Origin of the sequence: Glycomyces sp. NPDC046736 (assembly GCF_040645615.1) — a bacterium.
Taxonomy (GTDB): domain Bacteria; phylum Actinomycetota; class Actinomycetes; order Mycobacteriales; family Micromonosporaceae; genus Glycomyces.
Genome location: NZ_JBEYYO010000028.1, coordinates 1 through 18,127 on the forward strand (window position 1 = coordinate 1; position 18,127 = coordinate 18,127).

The following is an 18,127-nucleotide window of genomic DNA, read 5'->3' on the forward strand; positions in this document are numbered from 1 at the left end:
ACGACAGCGCCGCACGACAGCGCCGCACGACAGCGCCGCACGACAGCGCCGCACGACAGCGCCGCACGACAGCGCCGCACGACAGCGCCGCACGACAGCGCCGCACGACAGCGCCGCACGATGGCGATGGGGCGCAATGCGCCCCATCGTCATCGCTGCGCAATCTCGCGGGAGGCACGCTACGGGAGGCGGGCCGTCCCCGGGCCAGAATCGGCGATCCGTCTTGTGCCACGGCTACCTAGATGTGGGAGGCGGTCGCCTGTGGAGCAGCCGGGGCGGTGGTTGCCGGGCCGGATGCGGCCCGACAACCACCCCGCAAAGGCGTTGGCGCGCGATCACGAGCGAGTGCAGAGCAGGGGGAGCGAGCGGCACGGGCAGAGCCGCCGCAGCGGGTGCCGGAGCGGAGGTTGCGGTGGCGGGCGGTGAGAGGGCGCCCAACCGCATGAGGAGAGGCCGGGGCGGCACCGGTCGTGGGAGGGCGAGGCTGGCCGCAACAGGAGAGGGCGGAGGGGGCACGCGAGCGAGTGGCGGCGAGCGGTGAGGGCTGAGGTGGCACGGGAGCGAGAGGGTGGCGGGGCTGGCCGCACCCGGCCTTACCGCCACGCCGCCGTAGAGCTGGCAGGACCGTGACCGCCACCGGCCACGCCGAGGTCTAGACCTCCACGCCCCCGTGGCACTGGTAGCTCGGGGTCGTCCGGGCTGGGTGGCGGCCGAACTGGGGTGTGGCTCGGATCGACGTGTTCGCTTGGGAACGGTGATGTCGAAAATCGGCCAGCCATCATTCGACAACGCTGGTTCTATTGGCCCCATGACCAAAGCCGAACGCTTTCGCGCCCTCCACACCGGCCCCATCCTGCGCCTGGCGAACTGCTGGGACGCCGCCAGCGCCGCCGTCATCGCCTCTGCCGGTGCTCCCGCCGTCGCCACCACCAGTGCCGGTGTCGCCTGGAGCCTCGGGCTTCCCGATGGCGATGCCCTCGACCGTGAGACCGCCGTCGCGGCCATCGCCCGCGTCGTTCGCGCTGTGGACGTGCCGGTCTCTGCCGACATCGAATCCGGTTATGGCGCAACGCCGAACGACGTCGCCGACACCCTCCGCGCGGTCGCTGCGGCCGGGGCTGTCGGGGTCAATATCGAGGACTCGGTCGCCGAAGCGCCCGGTTCTCTCCGGACTCCCGCCGAACAGGCCGAACGCCTCGCCGCCGCCCGTGAAGGCGCTGGCCCCGACCTCTTCATCAACGCCCGCACCGACCTCTACCTGGCTGCCATCGGCGACCCGGAGACTCGCCTCGACGCCACCATCGCCCGCGCCGCCGCGTATGCCGAGGCCGGAGCCGATGGCATCTTCGTTCCGGGACTCACCGACCCTGAGGCGATCGCGACCCTCGCCACCGCGATCCGCTTGCCGCTCAACGTGATGGCTGGTCCCGGCGCTCCCGCGCCGTCGGAGCTGGAACGCCTCGGTGTCGCTCGGGTAAGCCTCGGCCCGGGCATCGCGGCTGTCGCATACGCGGCGGCGCAGCGGGCGACCGCGGCGCTTCTCGAAGGCGACTCCTACGACGCGGTCGAAGGCGGCCTTGACTACGGCACGATGCAGGGCCTCCTGACCCGCTGACCGCAGTCGATCGCGCCGGTCGACGAGGTTCTGCCGACCGGCGCGAATGCGGCCGGTTCAATCGCCGCGTAGGCGCTCGAAGTGCTACTCCCAGAACCTGTAGGTGGTTTTCGGAGCGCAGGCCTGGTGCTTGCCCTCCCAAGGCCAAGCCTCGACGTCGACGTAATCGCCGTTCTTGACGTTGCCGACATCGACCGAGATTCGCCCACCGTACTTCGCATAGACAGTCTTGGACCGACCATTGGTCTTGTTGAACACCTTGACCTTGAGCGAATAGCCGTCGCCCGGCTGGTCGTAGACGGTGACGTTGTCGATGTCCTTGCTGTGGTCGTCATCGGCGTAGTCGTTCCAGTTGAACGAGCCGTACCGGTGCAGGTCGCAGAGGACCCCGACGGGCTTGCCGTCCGGCGTGTCGGCCGCCTTGGTTTCGCTGGTGGCGGTGAAACCGCCCGTGGGCGAACCGTGATCGTCGCCCGTGGTGGCGAAATCGGTGCCGCCAGGGGAGCCGCTGCCTTCTCCCGTGGTTGTGAACCCGGCACTGCCGGGGGCGCCGTGACCGTCCCCCAAGGCGATGAAACCGCCTGTGGGAGAGCCGGAGCTATCGCCCGCAGTGGCGAAATCGGTGCCGCCCGGAGCTCCGCTGCTGTCTCCAGTGGCATTGAAACCGGCGCCGGGCGCACCGTGATCGTCTCCCGCCACAGCCCCCGTGGCGCTCGTCGCCACCAAGATCGCGCTCAGCGTTGCGACGCCGAGCATTCGGATGAGCTTCATCGCTATCCCTCCTTCGGATTGGATGACGCCCACGATCATGCGACCCTCCGCTACGAATCGGCTACGAGTCCGCCATGAGTGCACGAAAAAGCCCCGACACCCAGCGTTTCCGCTGGTCATCGAGGCTCATCCCAATCTCACGCCTTGGGTTCGTCGCGAATCAAACAAGTCAGGCGGCCCGTGCAGAGCCGACGCCCTTCCTCGTCCTTCACGATCACCTCGTACGTCGCCGTCGACCGCCCAAGGTGGATCGCCGTCGCCTCGGCGGTGACCGTGCCCGACCGCACCGACCGGTGGTGCGTGGCGTTCAGGTCCACCCCGACCGCGATCCTGCCCGGGCCCGCGTGGAGCATCGACCCGACCGAGCCGAGCGTCTCGACCAGCACCCCCGAAGCGCCGCCGTGCAGGAGCCCGTACGGCTGCCGGTTGCCCTCGACCTCCATGCGCGCCGTGAGCCGTTCGGGCGCGGCCTCAAGGACCTCGATGCCCATGCGCTCGCCGAGCTCGCCCGCCGAGTACAGCTTCTCGAGATCCACACCGGCGTCGGCGTAGCGGGCGATGACTTCAGGAGGAAAAACGGTCATACCAGGCGGCTCCAATCCGTGTCGGGCTCAGTCTAGGACCCCGAACACCGGGCCGCGTCCGACCTACCGGACGGTAGCCTCGACCCGGACGCCCGAGACCCACCATCCGGAAGGCCGCATCGCATGACCGCAGACTTCGACCTGCTCGTCTTCGACATCCTCGGCACCCTCGTCGACGAACCCGGCGGCCTCCACCGCGCCATCGGCGAGATCGCCACCGAAGGCATCGAGGAACTCGCCGACCTGTGGCTCAACCACGTCACCGTGAAACAAGAAGCCATAGTGGACGGACGAGAACCGTTCGTGCCCAGCGACATCATCGACCGCGAGGCCGCCGAGATCGTGGCCGCCGCGTGCGGCGTCACCGACCCGGCCGCCATCGCCCGCCTCGCCCAGGCCGAACGACGGCTCGACCCCTGGCCCGACACCGCGGCCTCCCTCGAACGCCTCGCGCAGCGATTCCCGTTGGTGGGCCTGTCGAACGCGAGCCGCTCGGCCCTGCCGCACCTGAACTCCGCCGCGGGCCTGCGCTGGCACTTCCTGCTCTCGGCCGAGGACGCGCGGACGTACAAGCCCGCCCCCGAGGTCTACAAGCTCGCCGTCGACCTCGCCGCCACCGCGCCCGACCGCCTGCTCATGGTCGCGGCCCACTCCTGGGACCTGCGCGGCGCGCAGGCGGTCGGCATGCGCACCGCCTATGTCCAACGCCCCGTAGGCGACCCGCCGCGCGAGTCCGACGACTTCGACTACCGGGCAGGCAACCTCGCCGACCTCGCCACCGCATTGGGTGCATAAGTCGCCCTTAGTGCCATTCGCACTGCCGTGCAAGAATCGCCGCACCGCTTCCCCTTGGCACGAAAGGTCACTGGATTGAATCCTCTTCGGTCCCCACGCTCCCGGATCGCCGTCGGTGCCGCCGCCGCGCTCCTGGCGGGCGTTGCCGCCGTGGCCCTCGCACCCTCCGCGAACGCCGCCGACACCACGATCACTGTGGACTTCACGACCCCGGTCGCCGAGATCGAACCGGGCGACTTCGGCGCCTCCATCACCGGTTACGGCGGCCTGAACTACATCGTGGACAGTGACGAGCACCGCGCCGCCATGGCCGCGCAGGGCTTCACCGCGCTCCGCATCGAGCTCGCCTACGAGACCCCCGGCGACCACGCCAGCCGCATCGTCTGCGGCGGCGACTGGTGCCACACCGACTTCGACGGCGACCAGTGGGTCGACGCCATCCGTTCCCTTGGGGCCGAACCGATCCTGGTGCTCCCGGCCGAACCTGTCGACGCCGCCGCGATCTTCGCGCACTTCAACGCCCAGGAACCGGTCACGAAGGTCATCGTCGGCAATGAACTCGACGCGGGCGATCCGCCCAAAATGGACGCCGCGACCTACAGCGCCCGCTTCAACGAGATCGCGGCCGACCTCAAGGCCCTCGCCCCGGCCGTCGAGGTCGGCGGCCCCGGCACCGCGTACAACAACCTCGCCTACCTCCAGACCTTCCTGAACGGCTCGGGCGAGCTGGTCGACTTCGTCGACTACCACGACTACGGCAAAGGCCCCGAGGCCAAGAGCCCCGAACAGCTCCTCGCCGAGGTCGCCGACTACGAGACCGACATCGCCGAGGTCCGGGCCCTCATTGAGACCGCCGTCCCCGCCCGCGCCGACGAGATCGGCATCCAGATCGGCGAATGGAACATGGACTGGGCCGACGCGAGCCCCGACTGCGCGTCCATGACCACGCACCTCCCGACCGTATGGGGCGCAGCCGCACTCGGCACGATCCTCGAATCCGACGCAGCCGCGCTCGTCTACGGCGACAAGAACGGCTGCCTCGGGCTCACCGGCGAATGGGGCGAGGGCACCGGATCGGACTTCGTGGACCAGAACGAGCCCCTGCCGATCTACCACGGCATCGGCATGTTCTCCGGCGAAGGCCTGTTCCGCGGCTTCGGCTCCACAATGGTCGAGACCACGAGCGCCGACCCGCTGCTGTACGTCTTCGCCTCCACCGGAGGCGAGAACGTGGTCATCGTCAACACCGGCACCGAAGCGGTGACCGCCGACCTCGCGTTCACCGGTCTCGACACAGGCTCGGCCGCGATCTGGCGCTCCACCGACACCGATCGCGCCCCGCACTCTGACGGCACCGCCGCCGTCACCGCCGGGTCCACTTCGGTCGAACTCCCGGCCCGCTCGGTGACCACCCTCGTCATCGACTGAGCCGCAACGCGAACGGGCCCCGATTCCTCGGGGGCCCGTCCGTCATGTCCGCTGGCCCGCCGCGGTCGCGATCCCGAGCCCGATGAGCGCGGTCCCGCCCGCGCGGGACATGACCAGCTTCGGCTTGGGCCTGCGCAGCAGGTCCCGCGCGGCCGACGCCACGATGCCCCACCCGGTGTCGCACAGCGCCGCGATCAGCGAGAACGTCGCGCCCAGCAGCAGCATCTGCACCGCGATCGAACCTGCGCCCGTGTTCACGAACTGCGGCAGGATCGCCAGGAAGAACAGGATCGACTTCGGGTTGAGGAACCCCACCACGAAGCCCTCGCCCATCGTGGCGACCACCCGCTTCGACTCACCGGAGACCTCCACCGATTCGGCCATGAGCCCCTTGCGGTCCCGCAACGTCTTGGCCCCCAGGTAGACCAGGTACGCCGCCCCCGTGTACTTCACGATCGCGAACGCCAGCGCCGACTCCTGGATCAGCGCCCCGAGCCCGACCGCCACGACCGCCGAGGCGAAGAACGTGCCGATCGCGTTGCCCCACGCGGTGAGCACCGCCTGCCTGCGTCCGTGCGAGAGCGCGCGCCCGATCACGAACAGGATCGACGGCCCTGGGATGAGGATGATGACGAGCGAGGCGACGACGAACGCCAGGAATTGCGCGGTGCTTGGCATGGACCGATCGAAGCACCGCCGCCCCGGCCCGGCAACCTCATTTCGGCGAGGTCAACCCCGCACCACTTCGATGTCGTGGAACCTGCGCGCCGCGGTGTCGTAGTGGAGCCGCGCGCCCTCCATGTACCCGAACAGCGGTCCCCACTCCTCGTGGTCGGCGTCGGGGAACAGTGCCACGAGCGCCGATTCGAGGTGCCCGCCGTGCCCGATGACCAGGCCCGCGTCGCCCGGCCCGAGCGGCGACATGAGCTCGCCCCACTGCGCGGCGAGCGCGTTGGCGTAGTCGCTGACGGCGCTGCCGCGGCGGCTGACCAGCTTCGCGAGCCTGGTGAACGGCGCCCCGGTCTCGGCGACGACCTTCTGCGACTCCTGGAGGAACGCGTTGACGTTCGCGAGCGTGGGCAGTTCGACGGTGACCGCGAAGCCCATCGCGATGGCCGTCTCGCGCGCCCGCGGCGCGACGCTGGTGGCCACCACCTGGAACGGGCCCATGAGCGTCCCCGACCAGCGCGCGAGTTCGACGCCCTCCTGGGACAGGTGCACCGCCTCGTCGCCGTTGCGCTTGCTGTGCCGTCGGATTTCGAGCATGGGCATGGGCGTTCTCTTCTCTACTCGACCGGCGTGCGCACTTAAGGTTAAGTCGCCCTACGGGCTGGGCCGCAACGGCCCTTCGGGTGGATCACCTCACGGTTTGACGGCGATTCCGGCGATCTGGGTGCGTTCGAACGGCTTCAGGTCCTCGGCCGAGGGCACCTCCCGGCCCGGGTCCCCGGGATACCAGCGCGGCACGAATTCCAGGCCCGGCTCGACCATCGGCATGCCCTGGAAGTGCTTGAGGACGCGGTCCACGGGTCGGGCCCAGCCGTTCCCGAGCGTTTCCAGGCACGCCTGCGAGAGCGCCCGCTGCGCCGGATCGCCCGTGTCGGGCCAGGTGACGATGAACAGGTGCGAGCCCGAGGCCAAGGGCGCCATGAGGGTCGCGACGATCCCGTCAGGGTCCTCGGCTTCGGCGACCTGCATGAGCATCCACACGATGAGCCCGATCGGCCGCTCGAAGTCCAGGCCCGCGCGCACCTGCGGATGGGCGAGGATGCCCGAAGGGTCGCGCAGGTCGCCGGTGACCACGGTCGTGGTCTGTCCGGTGTCGATGAGCGCGCGGCCGTGGGTGAGCGCCATCGGGTCCTTGTCGACGTAGACGACCCGCACTTCGGGGTCGATCTCCTGGGCCACTTCGTGGGTGCGCTGCTTGGTGAGCAGGCCGCAGCCGATGTCGAGGATCTGGTCGATCCCGGCCTCGCGCACCATGTACTGGACGCCGCGCAGAAATGCGTCCCGGTTGACCAGGGCCGCTTCGCGGGCGTGGGGGACCATGCTGAGGAACACGTCGGCGGCTTCGCGGTCGGGCTTGAAATGGTCCCGGCCGCCCAGGAGCGCGTCGTAGACGCGGGCGGTCGAGGGCACGAGCGGGTCGAGGTCCGGGAGGGGGTCTGCGTCGTTCACGGCGGTCCAATCGCGTGGCATGGGGTTCACTCGGGGATCGCAGCCGCGATGGGTCTCGCGGCGGTCCGCGGCCGGGGGCCGCGAACGGTCCCGGCGCCGGAGCGGGACGTCGCTTCAGCGTACTCGTCGCCCAATGCGGACACGCTCAGGTGATCACTCGCGCGTCCGGGTGGCCGGCGACACCGGCCCGGTGTCGTGGCCTGCGAGTACGCTTGGGGCATGGACGAACACGCGGACGAGCCGATCGGATTGGGCACCGCGCTCGTGCGCACCTCGTTCCTGGTCGACGCCGAGTACACCGAGGCCGCCCGCGAGAAGGACCTCACCGTCCAGCAGGGCCAGCTCCTGTGCGTCCTCATAGCCCGCCCCTACGGCATGTTCGAGCTCGCCAAGACCCTCGGCGTGGCCAAGTCCAGCATCTCGGGCCTGGTCGACCGCACCGCCAAGCGCGACCTGGTGCGACGCGAGGCCGACCCCGGCGACGGCCGCGCCTTCCGCGTCGCGCTCACCGCGAAGGGCGCCCAGCTCGCCGAGGAGCTCCACGCCGAGATCACCCGCCGCGTGGCCGACCTCTCGCACGACCTCTCCGAATCCGAGCGCGACACCCTCACGGGCCTGCTCGCCCGCGTCGTGGCCGGCAACGGGGTCCCCGAGGTCTTCACCGAATGCCCGAACGCCGCCTGCGGTGAGTGACCGGGCACAGCCCCTCGCCGCCGCGCCCGGGCCGTGCTACCGTTCCCGCATGTCCGCAACTCGTCTGTATTGGCGCTTTACGCTGGCTCCGGGTGGAGCCGGTGGTCAAGTGCGCTGACCAGACGAACACCCGGAGCCAGCAAGGCAGAGACGTCCGTCTCTGCCTTTCGTCGTTGAGGCGGGCCGGCACCGAGACGGGGACTCGCCTCTTGAACCAAGAGGAGCACCACCCGATGACCTTGTCCGACGCCCCGCAGACCGGCGATCTGCGCGTCACCGGCTTCCAGCCGCTCGTGCCCCCGAACACTCTCCGCGCCGAACTCCCGCTCGGCCCCGAGCGCGCCGCGCTGGTCGAGCAGAGCCGCCGCGCCGTGAACAACGTCCTGGCCGGGACCGACGACCGGCTCCTGCTCGTGGTCGGCCCCTGCTCGGTCCACGACCCCGACGCGGCGGCCGACTACGCCCGCCGCCTCGCCGCCGCCGCGGCCCCGCTGGCCGACGACCTCCTGGTGGTCATGCGCGTCTACTTCGAGAAGCCCCGCACCACCCTCGGCTGGAAGGGTCTCATCAACGACCCGCACCTCAACGGCAGCCACGACGTCGAGCTCGGTCTGCGCCTGGCCCGCCGCGTGCTCCTGGACGTCCTCGACACCGGCCTGCCGGTCGGCTGCGAATTCCTGGAGCCCACCAGCCCGCAGCACCTGGCCGACGCGGTCTCGTGGGGCGCGATCGGCGCCCGCACCACCGAGAGCCAGGTCCACCGCCAGCTCGCCTCGGGCCTGTCGATGCCCGTGGGCTTCAAGAACACCACCGACGGCGACCTGGTCTCGGCGATCGACGGCTGCCGGGCCGCCGCGGGCGAGCACGTGTTCTTCGGCGTCGACGGCGACGGCCGCGCCTCGATCGTCTCCACCAGCGGCAACCCCGACTGCCACATCATCCTCCGCGGCGGCCGGGGCGGCCCCAACTACGGGCCCGACGACGTGCGCGACGCCCTCGCGCTGCTGGCCAAGCACGGCATGCCCGAGCGGCTCGTGGTCGACGCCTCGCACGCCAACAGCGGCAAAGACCATGTGCGCCAAGCCGAAGTGGTGCGCGAACTGGCCGCCCGCATCGCCGCCGGTGAACCTGGACTCGCCGGGGTCATGGTCGAGAGTTTCATCGAACCGGGCCGCCAGGAGCCCGGCCCGCTCGACACGCTCGCCTACGGCAGGAGCGTCACCGACGCGTGCATCGGCTGGGACCAGACCGAGGCGCTGCTGGGGGAACTGGCCGAAGCGGTCCGCGCAGGCCGCCGGGCCTGAGCGGGGCGGGCTCGCGCTGAACGGTGTCGCCCGCGGGCGACACCGTTCACAGCAGTCCGGGAACGCCCGCGCCCGGCCACGGTCCCGGCGAGGCCACCGGCACGGCCGCCTCGTCGGTCTCGGTCTTGTACACGGTGAACCCGCGCGACTTGTAGTTCCGCAGTGCCACAGGGGAGTCGTATGTGCAGGTGTGGCCCCACACCCGCCGCGGCGCTGCGATGCCGGGCCACCGGTCGGCGAGCGTCCAGGCCCGCCCGATGGCCTCGCTCAAGAGGTGCCCGCCCAACCCTCGGCCCGTGAACTCGGGCAGGAGCCCGAAGTACGCGAGCTCGACCTCCCCGGCTTTGGAGGCGTCGAGCTCGGCGAACCCGATCGGGGTGCCGCGCACGTACCCGACCCAGGTCTCGACCCCGTCCTGTTCGAGGTACTCGCTCCACTGGTTCCACGTCCACGGCAGGCGGTCGATCCACTGCCACCGGCCGCCCACGGCCGTGTACAGGAAGCGGCTGAACTCGGGGCTCGGGCTCTGGGACCGGATGAACTCGACCGGCTCGGCCGGGGCCTTGGCTGGCCGCAGCTCGGCCCGGTCGCGCATCTCGAAGTACCAGGTGGTCAATGTCATGCGGTCCCTTTCTCCGGTGGCCGCCGGATCGTCGCACATGCGAGGATGCGGGACCATGACCACCCTCCCCGCCGACGCGCTCGCGTGGGTCGCCCTCGCGGTCGGCGCGGCGCTCGTCGGCTTCGCGAAGGCCGGGATCAGCGGCACCTCCTCGATCGCGATCGTGTTGTTCGCGGCCGTGATGCCGCCGAAGGCCTCGACCGGGGCGCTGCTGACCGTGCTCATCCTCGGTGACTTGTTCGCGATCCGCTACTACTCGCGGCACGTGGAGTGGCGGCTGCTCGCGCGCCTGGCCCCCTGGGTCGCGATCGGCACCGCTGCCGGAGCGGTGGTGCTCTACTACGCCGACGACGCGGCCATGCGTCCCATCATCGGCGCGATCCTGTTGGCGCTCTTGGCGCTGCAACTGCTCATGAAGGCCCAGCGGCGGGATTCGGAGCGCCCGCCGCTGCCGCCGCTGCTGCGCCACGGCGCCGGTGCCGCGACCGGGACGGCGGCGGGCGCGGCCACGATGCTCGCGAACGCCGCCGGTCCGGTCATGGTGCTGTACCTGTTCCTCTCGGGCTTCTCGAAGCTTCAGTTCCTCGGCACGATGGCCTGGTTCTTCCTGGCGGTCAACCTGGTCAAGGTCCCGATCAGCGTCGGCTTGGGTCTCATCTCCTGGACCACGCTCATCATGACCGCGCTGCTCCTGCCCGCCGTGGCCGTCGGCGCGCTCACCGGGCGGGCCGTGGTCAAGAAGGTCGACCAGCGCCAGTTCGAGGTCGCGACCCTCGCGATGACCGGGGTGGGGGCCGCGCTCCTCATGGTCTGATCAGGCCAGGTTGAACAGCTCCAGGAACTTCCCGGTCATCAGCTCGCGGCCTTTCCACTCGGCCACGGCCTCGGCCGGAAGCACGGTCACGCCCTCCTCCGAAGGGAACTGCCCGACGCCGTGCTCGGGACCGAGCGGCAGCAGCACCACCGGGACCGGCGAGGGCCGGTACTCGCTCTCGGGCTCCTTGCCGCCGATCTGGGCGATGATGTTGGCGGCCACCACTTCCGCGTGCTGCATCGCGAACCCGGCCCGCTTCTCCTCGGCCACATCGGTGAGGTCGCCGATCGCGTACACGTGCCGGTGGCCGTCCACATTGAGCTTCGCGTCGACCGGCAACTGCCCCTTGGCATTGCGCGGAGCGAGCGTCTCGCCCAGGAATGCGGAGTTCACTTCGCCGCCGAACGCGCGGAACCAGATGTCGGCCTCGATCTTCTCGCCGCCCGCCGAGACCACCACGTTCCCGGCCCGGCCTGGTTCGAGCTCGGGCTCGCGGTCGAAGGCCGCGCCCAGGCGCACCTCGATGTCGAGCTCGTCGAGCTGGCGGTGCAGGTCGGCGCGCAGATCCGTCTCGTATCCGGCGAGCAGCTCCGGGGTCGGATCGATCAGCGTGATCCGCTTGCCGGGCCAAGCCGCGCGGATCTCCCCGGCCAGTTCCAGGCCCACCGGCCCGGCCCCGGCGATGAGGACCCGCTCGGCCCCGGCCAGGTCGGCGTGGGTGGCCTTGAGCTCGGCCACCGCGTCGGCGGCCGAGTCGGCGCGGGTCTTGGCCGGGTACGGGTAGCCCGAGCCGGTGGCCAGCACGATGTAGTCGGCCTCGACCCGTCCGCCCGAGGCGAGGGTCACGCCGCTTTCGTCCACTCCGGACGCGTACTCGCGGATCTGCCTGCCCTGCTGGAGCAGTGAGTCGTAGCCGAGGAACATCCGCTCGGCCCACTCGGGCTGCGTCAGCGCGCGGAGCAGCCCGGCGGCGTTGACGAAGGCGTCCTTGGGCTCGATGAGCACCACGTCGGCGTGATCGTCGAGCGCCTTGACGACCGCCGCCCCGCCGTATCCGCCGCCGACCACGGCGACCGTGGGCTTCCCGTCATTGCGACCTTGCTCAGTCATGGTCTCCCTCTCCCGGGTAAACTAGTTCGTACAACGAACCATAATAGTTCGTAATACGAACTACAAGGATCGAGCGGCACGGTTTTCGGTGACGACGCTCACTAGTGAGATCCCGGTTGCGACAAGGTGACACGATGCGGCAACTCCGCTACCGTGATCGCCATGAGCGTCACCACGAATGACCCCACCGAAGCCCCCGGCAACCCGCTCCGGGGCCTCGACCTGCAACGCCTGCGCGAACGCACCAGCGAGAAATGGCGCGCCTACCCGGCCGACGTCCTGCCGCTGTGGGTCGCCGAGATGGACGTGCTCCTCGCCGAACCCATCGCCAAGGCCGTGGGCGACGCCGTCGCCGCCGGGGACACCGGCTACCCCTCCGGGACCGCCTACGCCGAGGCCGTCGCGGCCTTCGCCGCCGAGCGCTGGAACTGGACCTTCGAGGCCTCCCACGCCACGCTCCTGCCCGACGTGAGCCTCGGTTTCGTGGAACTGCTCAAACTCGTCACGCGTCGCGACGACGCCGTAATCGTCAACAGCCCCGTCTACCCGCCCTTCTACCACTTCTGCACCATCAACGGCCGCAAGGTGATCGAAGCCCCGCTCGGTGAGGACGGCCGCATCGACTTCGCCGCGCTCGCCGCCGCGTTCGAGCTCGCGCTGGGCCGGGGCGGCCGCGCCGCGTACCTGCTCTGCAACCCGCACAACCCGACCGGGACCGTCCACACCGCCACCGAACTCGCGCGGGTCGCGCGCCTGGCCGCCGACTACGGAGTGCGCGTGGTCTCCGACGAAGCCCACGCGCCCCTCGTCGGCCACGGAACGACTTTCACCCCGTACCTTTCGGTTCCCGGCGGTGAGAACGGGCTCGCGGTCCTGTCGGCCGCGAAGGCCTGGAACCTCGCGGGCATGCACGCCGCTCTGGGCGTCGCCGGACCCGAAGCGGCCGAAGACCTCTCACGCGTGCCCGGCGAGATGAGCCACCGCGCCAGCCATCTCGGGGCGATCTCCCACACCGCCGCCTTCCGTGACGGCGGACCCTGGCTCGACGCGCTGCTCACCGGCCTCGCCGAGCAGCGCGCCCTGCTCGCCGACCTCCTGGCGGAGCACCTGCCCGCCGTCGGGTACACGCCCCAGCCGGGCACCTACCTGGCCTGGCTCGACTGCCGCGCACTGGGTCTCGGTGACGACCCGGCCGAGCACTTCCTGGAAAGGGGCCGCGTGGCCCTCAACTCAGGGATCCCGTTCGGCACCGGCGGCAAGGGACACGTGCGCCTCAACTACGCCACCACGCCGGAGATCCTCACCGAGGCGGTCGAGCGCATGGGCGCCTCGATCCGTTAACGCACGCCGCGCCCGGCCCGCCACCGCAGGTGCAGGTCGGGCAGGCCTTCCTCGTTCTGCGAGCCGTCGCCTTCGCCGACCACCGAGAACCCGTGCCGCGCATAGAAGGCCCGTGCCCCGGTGTTCTGAGCGAACACGTGCAAGTCCAATGTGTCCCTTCGGCGCTTGACCTTCGCCAGCAGCGCCTCGCCGATTCCTCGGCCCTGCGCGGCGGGCGCCACGTACAGGTGGTCGAGCCAGTCCCCGTTGAGCGCCGCGAAAGCGACCGGCACCCCGTGCCGCTCGGCGACCCAAATCTCCGACTGCGGCACCACGACCTCCCGCATCCACCATGTAGTCTCTTCGAACGTATGCAGCGCAGGCAGATACGCCATCTGTTCGCGTGCCGCCCAATGCACCTCGGTCAGCACGGGCGCGTCCCCGACCCACCCGCGCCGCACCAGCGGCAGTTCGTCATTGCGAATGAGCTGCACCGCCCGCCATGGCGCCCCGGCAGGCCATGCGGGCCACGGACCGCTGTGGCGCGCTTGCGCTTTCAGCGCGTCGGCGACGACGCGACCGACGCGCCGCCGATGCGCGGCGTCCAGTCCGCTGTCGAGATAGGCCTCCACGATCGCCCCCAATGCAGCGGGGGACAATCCCGGTGGCATGGCCGCGCCTTCGCGCAGCCCACCCCGCTCCGCGATCCGAGCCACCGCGCCGCGCATCGCGGTCGACGCGTCGGGTCCGGGCCAGCGCGGCCCTGAGCGGTACCGGACCTCCGCCGGATCGACCGGCAACCGCACCCGTTTCTGCGCCTTCCGCCGCTCGCCGAAGGCCGCCATCTCAACGAGCCACGCATTCCTGCTGCGCTCCAACAGATCCAGTCCGGCCAGCAGGGCGGCCTCGTCCGGACGAGGCCCCGTCACCGCCGCGAGGTATTCGAGCGTGTCCCGGTACCCGAGTCGCCGATACGACGACACCGCGCCCCGCAGGTCGGCCCGCCGCCGCTCGATCGGCAGGCTCGCATCGCGCACCCGCCGCGCATACGTCTGAAAACTCATCGGCGAAGTCCAGGGGAGAAGCGTGCATCATTCACCGCGCCACCCTCCCACACCGCACCTCGGCAGGCAGTCCCTGAACCGGCGCTGGGTCGGCGCAAAAGGTCGTGCCTCCCGAGCGGCGACTCGGCCGAGCCCAGGGCTCAGTCCCGGATCGCCAGACCCGGGAACGCCTCTGGGTGCGCGGCCATGAACTGCTCGAAACTCCGCGGCCCGCGACCGGTCAAGTCCCGCACCGCATCCGTCACCGCGCTGTATCGGCCCTCTCCGATCCCCGCGTACAGCGACGCCAACTCCTCGGCCAGACCCGCCTCAAGCCCGAAGCCCCGCAACCGCTTCGCGATCGCCTCCTCCGACACCACTCGGTACCCGACCGGGCGGCCCCAAGCTCTCGTCAACTCGGCGGCGACCTCCTGGTACGAGATCGCTTCGGGTCCTGTGAGCGGCAGTGCTGCGCCCCGCCCGACCTCCCCGGTCAAAAGCACCGCAGCGCAAGCGGCGATGTCGTAGCAGTCGATGAACGCCACCCGGGCGTCTTCGGCCGTCCCGAGCAGGTTCCCGTCCTCGTCGGCCAAGCTCGCGGCCGGGTCGAGGAAGTTCTGCATGAACCCGCCCGGCTGGAGCATCGTCCACTCCATCCCCGACTCCTTCAAGTACGCCTCGGTCGCGCCGTGCCCGCCCGCCGACATCGGGCCGCCGACCTTCGCGTCGAGCACCGACAGCTTGACCACGTACCGAACCCCGGCCGCCTTCGCCGCGTCGATCGCGTTCCGCTCCCACCGGATCATCGGCTGCTCGCCCCCCGGGGCCTCGGCCTGCGCGCCCGGCGAGGCCAGGAACACCCGCTCGACGCCGTCCATCGCCGCCGCGAGCGAAGCTCGGTCCTCGAAATCGCCCACCGCGTACTCGGCGCCCAGCGCCCGTCCCTTGGCCTCATCGCGCACCAGCGCCCTGAAAGCCGCGCCGCGCTCGCGTAGCTGCGACACCAGTTGCCGCCCAGTCGAACCCGTCGCGCCGGTCACCAGGATCATGTCGCCTCCGAACTCAAATGGAGGAATTTCCTCCGCTTATTCGACGCTAGTATAAGCGGAAGAAAATCGTCCATTACGATGGAGGCATGACCACGACCGCACCGCGCCTGCGCGCCGACGCCCAGCGCAACCGCGAACGCATCGTCGCCGCAGCCGTCGACGTGATCAGCGAAAAGGGCCCCGACGTCCCCATGGAGGAGATCGCCGCCCGCGCAGGCGTCGGCGTCGGGACCCTCTACCGCCGCTTCCCCGACCGCCACAGCCTCATCCGCGAAGTCGCCGCCGACATGTTCGAACGCGTCGCGGCCCTCGCCGCCGACACCGTCGCGAACCAGCCCACCGGCTGGGACGCCGTAGTGCTCCTCGTCCGCCACTGCGCCGAACCCGGCCTCGGCGCGCTCTCGGCCGCCCTGCGCCCCTGGCTCGCCGAGCACCGCGACCGCGACACCGAACTCCGCGCCCTCGCCGACCAGTGGCTCCAAGGCTTCGAACAAGCCGTCCGCAAGGCCCAGAAGGAAGGCGCGATGCGCACCGACATCGGCGGCGGCGACCTCCTCCGCTTCATCAGCCTCGTCACCTGCCGCATGCCCGAGCTGCCCGAAGCGACCAACCGCAAGGCCACGACCCGCTACGTCGAGATCCTCATCGACGGCCTCCGCACCACTGCTTGAGACCGCTTCGCACCCATTTACCCCAGTCGATTTTTCCGCTAGGGTGAACCGAGGTTGGGGCCATGCCACCAGTACATCCCTCAAGGAGCCGATCTCATGGGCGCGAGCCTGCCCGCACTTCTCCGCCGTCCCGCGATCCTCTGGTCCGCGCTGGCCGTCGCCCTCGTCGCCGCGGTGATCGCCGCGCTCGTCGTCATCCCCGGCCGCTCTTCGGGCGCGGGTTACCTGGACGCCGACGCGCCGATCGCCGAACGCGTCGAGGACCTCCTGGGTCGCATGACGATCGAGGAGAAGGTCGGCCAGATGACGCAGGCCACCGTGGCCGCGATCGACGCCGACCCGGGCCACATCACCGACCTCGGCATCGGCTCCCTGCTCAACGGCGGCTCGGACGCGCTCCGCGACACCCCCGAGGACTGGGCCGAGATGATCGACGGCTACCAGCGGGCCGCCCTCGATTCGCGTCTGGGCATCCCGCTCCTGTACGGCGTCGACGCCGTACACGGCAACGCGACCCTGCCGACCGCGGTGATCTTCCCGCACAACATCGGCCTGGGCGCGGCGCACGATCCCGACCTGGCCGGGCGCGTCGCGGCCGTCACCGCCGCCGAGACCCGCACGACCGGCGTCCACTGGACGTTCGCGCCGTGCATCTGCGTCGCCCGCGACAGCCGCTGGGGCCGCACGTACGAGTCCTTCGGCGAGGACCCGGGCCTCGCGATCGAGTACGCCGGGCCGATCGTCCACGGCTACCAGGGCGACGACCTCACCGCGAACACGAGCGTGCTGGCCACCGCGAAGCACTTCGTCGGCGACGGGGGCACCGGCTACGGCACCTCGACCACCGAGAACTACCTCCTCGACCAGGGCATCACCACCCTCACCGAAGACGAACTGCGCGCGATCCACCTGGCGCCCTTCGTGGAAGCCGTCGACGCCGGGGTCGGCTCGGTCATGGTCACCTACTCCTCCAACGACCTCGGGCAGGGCCCGCTCAAGAACCACGCCGACGAGTACCTCATCACCGACGTCCTCAAGGGCGAGCTCGGCTTCGAGGGCTTCGTGGTCTCCGACTGGCAAGGCGTCGACCAGATCAGCGACGACTACGCCGTCTCGGTGCGCACCGCGATCAACGCGGGCATCGACATGGTCATGGTGCCCTTCGAATACGAGCTGTTCGTGACCACGCTCCTGGCCGAGATCGAGTCCGGCGGCGTGAGCGAGGACCGCATCGACGACGCGGTCTCGCGCATCCTGACCCAGAAGTTCGCGCTCGGCCTGTTCGAGCAGCCCTACTCCGACACCACCGGGTCCGACGCGATCGGCTCCGAGGAGCACCGCCTGATCGCCCGCGAGGCCGCCGCCGCGTCACAGACCCTGCTGCGCAACGAGAACGACCTCCTCCCGCTCAGCGGCGACGAGTCGATCTACGTGGCCGGGTCCGGCGCGGACTCGCTCGGCCGCCAGCTCGGCGGCTGGTCCGGCTCCTGGCAGGGCTCGGTCCAGGCGATCCACGAGGGCACCACGATCCTCGAAGGCCTCGAAGCGGTCGCCCCGGACGCCGCGATCACTTACAGCAAGAACGCCTCCGAACCGGTCGTCGGCGACGTCGGCATCGTGGTCGTGGCCGAGGACCCCTACGCCGAAGGCGTGGGCGACGCGGGCGCGGGCGACCACGACATGCGCGTCTCCGAATCCGACGCGGCCGCGATCGAGACGGTCTGCGGCGCGATCGACTGCGTCGTCATCGTCGTCTCCGGCCGCCCGATCGAGATCGAGGCCCACCTCGACGAGGTCGACGCGCTGGTCGCGGCCTGGCTGCCCGGCAGCGAGGGCACCGGCGTCGCCGACCCGCTGTTCGGCCTCACTCCCTACGACGGCCGCCTTCCCGTGAGCTGGCCGCGCCTGCTCGAAGACGAGCCGCTCAACGTGGGCGACGCCGACTACGACCCGCTGTACCCGTACGGGTACGGGCTCCAGACCACCTAGGCGGCGGTTACGAACCCCCGCCGGCCGTCATCCGGCCCATTCGCCCGCTCGCTTCGTTGTCGGCCGCCCGAATACAACACCGGAATTCGGGCGGCCTTCCGCGGCCTCGGCGACGCTTGCGAGCCGCAAATGAGCCCAGCG

General features: G+C 70.5%; 18 protein-coding genes. 9 read left to right on the forward strand and 9 right to left on the reverse strand.

Features of this window, described 5'->3' with window-relative positions; translation table 11 throughout:
- Positions 1-808: 808 nt before the first annotated feature.
- Positions 809-1,615, forward strand: coding sequence for an isocitrate lyase/phosphoenolpyruvate mutase family protein (locus AB0B28_RS21405; protein WP_360124320.1), 807 nt, complete (start codon positions 809-811; stop codon positions 1,613-1,615).
- 84 nt (positions 1,616-1,699) lie between these two features.
- Here AB0B28_RS21405 and AB0B28_RS21410 read toward each other — a convergent pair whose 3' ends face one another.
- Positions 1,700-2,386 (reverse strand): hypothetical protein, encoded by a 687-nt coding sequence (locus AB0B28_RS21410; RefSeq protein ID WP_360124323.1) that lies wholly within the window; start codon positions 2,384-2,386, stop codon positions 1,700-1,702.
- Between the two features lie 137 nt (positions 2,387-2,523).
- Entirely contained in the window at positions 2,524-2,970 is a 447-nt protein-coding gene (locus AB0B28_RS21415; protein WP_360124326.1) for a hotdog fold thioesterase, read from the reverse strand.
- A gap of 123 nt (positions 2,971-3,093) precedes the next feature.
- On the opposite strand from AB0B28_RS21415, the gene AB0B28_RS21420 reads away from it, so the two are divergent.
- Both AB0B28_RS21420 and AB0B28_RS21425 read left to right on the forward strand, forming a co-directional pair.
- Positions 3,094-3,765, forward strand: a complete 672-nt coding sequence (locus AB0B28_RS21420; protein ID WP_360124329.1) for a haloacid dehalogenase type II — start codon at positions 3,094-3,096, stop codon at positions 3,763-3,765.
- Between the two features lie 75 nt (positions 3,766-3,840).
- Positions 3,841-5,193, forward strand: coding sequence for a hypothetical protein (locus AB0B28_RS21425; RefSeq protein ID WP_360124332.1), 1,353 nt, complete (start codon positions 3,841-3,843; stop codon positions 5,191-5,193).
- A gap of 42 nt (positions 5,194-5,235) precedes the next feature.
- On the opposite strand, the gene AB0B28_RS21430 is transcribed toward AB0B28_RS21425, so the two are convergent.
- The 3 genes from AB0B28_RS21430 to AB0B28_RS21440 form a co-directional block, all read right to left on the reverse strand.
- Positions 5,236-5,871: a LysE family translocator gene (locus AB0B28_RS21430; RefSeq protein ID WP_360124335.1), complete on the reverse strand. Its 636-nt coding sequence runs from the start codon at positions 5,869-5,871 to the stop codon at positions 5,236-5,238.
- A 51-nt stretch (positions 5,872-5,922) separates the two neighbouring features.
- Entirely contained in the window at positions 5,923-6,465 is a 543-nt protein-coding gene (locus tag AB0B28_RS21435) for a hypothetical protein (protein WP_360124338.1), read from the reverse strand.
- Positions 6,466-6,555: 90 nt separating this feature from the next.
- Positions 6,556-7,371 (reverse strand): SAM-dependent methyltransferase, encoded by an 816-nt coding sequence (locus tag AB0B28_RS21440; protein ID WP_360124341.1) that lies wholly within the window; start codon positions 7,369-7,371, stop codon positions 6,556-6,558.
- 219 nt (positions 7,372-7,590) lie between these two features.
- On the opposite strand from AB0B28_RS21440, the gene AB0B28_RS21445 reads away from it, so the two are divergent.
- Both AB0B28_RS21445 and AB0B28_RS21450 read left to right on the forward strand, forming a co-directional pair.
- Complete coding sequence (locus AB0B28_RS21445; RefSeq protein ID WP_360124344.1) at positions 7,591-8,064, forward strand: MarR family transcriptional regulator; 474 nt, start codon at positions 7,591-7,593, stop codon at positions 8,062-8,064.
- Between the two features lie 233 nt (positions 8,065-8,297).
- Entirely contained in the window at positions 8,298-9,368 is a 1,071-nt protein-coding gene (locus tag AB0B28_RS21450) for a 3-deoxy-7-phosphoheptulonate synthase (protein WP_360124347.1), read from the forward strand.
- A gap of 46 nt (positions 9,369-9,414) precedes the next feature.
- On the opposite strand, the gene AB0B28_RS21455 is transcribed toward AB0B28_RS21450, so the two are convergent.
- Positions 9,415-10,047: a GNAT family N-acetyltransferase gene (locus AB0B28_RS21455; RefSeq protein ID WP_360124350.1), complete on the reverse strand. Its 633-nt coding sequence runs from the start codon at positions 10,045-10,047 to the stop codon at positions 9,415-9,417.
- On the opposite strand from AB0B28_RS21455, the gene AB0B28_RS21460 reads away from it, so the two are divergent.
- Positions 10,046-10,804 (forward strand): sulfite exporter TauE/SafE family protein, encoded by a 759-nt coding sequence (locus tag AB0B28_RS21460; protein ID WP_360124353.1) that lies wholly within the window; start codon positions 10,046-10,048, stop codon positions 10,802-10,804. The genes AB0B28_RS21455 and AB0B28_RS21460 overlap by 2 nt on opposite strands.
- Here the strand turns inward: AB0B28_RS21460 and AB0B28_RS21465 are convergent, their stop codons facing one another.
- The gene (locus AB0B28_RS21465; RefSeq protein WP_360124356.1) at positions 10,805-11,914 is read right to left on the reverse strand and encodes an FAD-dependent oxidoreductase; all 1,110 of its coding nucleotides are present in this window, start codon (positions 11,912-11,914) and stop codon (positions 10,805-10,807) included.
- Between the two features lie 162 nt (positions 11,915-12,076).
- On the opposite strand from AB0B28_RS21465, the gene AB0B28_RS21470 reads away from it, so the two are divergent.
- The gene (locus tag AB0B28_RS21470; RefSeq protein WP_360124359.1) at positions 12,077-13,255 is read left to right on the forward strand and encodes an aminotransferase class I/II-fold pyridoxal phosphate-dependent enzyme; all 1,179 of its coding nucleotides are present in this window, start codon (positions 12,077-12,079) and stop codon (positions 13,253-13,255) included.
- Here the strand turns inward: AB0B28_RS21470 and AB0B28_RS21475 are convergent.
- Both AB0B28_RS21475 and AB0B28_RS21480 read right to left on the reverse strand, forming a co-directional pair.
- A complete protein-coding gene (locus AB0B28_RS21475) occupies positions 13,252-14,298 on the reverse strand; it encodes a GNAT family N-acetyltransferase (protein ID WP_360124362.1) in 1,047 nt (348 codons plus the stop codon). The genes AB0B28_RS21470 and AB0B28_RS21475 overlap by 4 nt on opposite strands.
- 140 nt (positions 14,299-14,438) lie before the next feature.
- Positions 14,439-15,326 carry an SDR family oxidoreductase gene (locus AB0B28_RS21480; protein ID WP_360124365.1) on the reverse strand — a complete coding sequence of 296 codons (888 nt, stop codon included), beginning with the start codon at positions 15,324-15,326 and terminating at the stop codon, positions 14,439-14,441.
- 86 nt (positions 15,327-15,412) lie between these two features.
- On the opposite strand from AB0B28_RS21480, the gene AB0B28_RS21485 reads away from it, so the two are divergent.
- Both AB0B28_RS21485 and AB0B28_RS21490 read left to right on the forward strand, forming a co-directional pair.
- Positions 15,413-15,997 (forward strand): helix-turn-helix domain-containing protein, encoded by a 585-nt coding sequence (locus tag AB0B28_RS21485; protein WP_360124368.1) that lies wholly within the window; start codon positions 15,413-15,415, stop codon positions 15,995-15,997.
- Positions 15,998-16,093: 96 nt separating this feature from the next.
- Positions 16,094-17,986 (forward strand): glycoside hydrolase family 3 N-terminal domain-containing protein, encoded by a 1,893-nt coding sequence (locus AB0B28_RS21490; protein WP_360124371.1) that lies wholly within the window; start codon positions 16,094-16,096, stop codon positions 17,984-17,986.
- Positions 17,987-18,127: the final 141 nt, after the last annotated feature.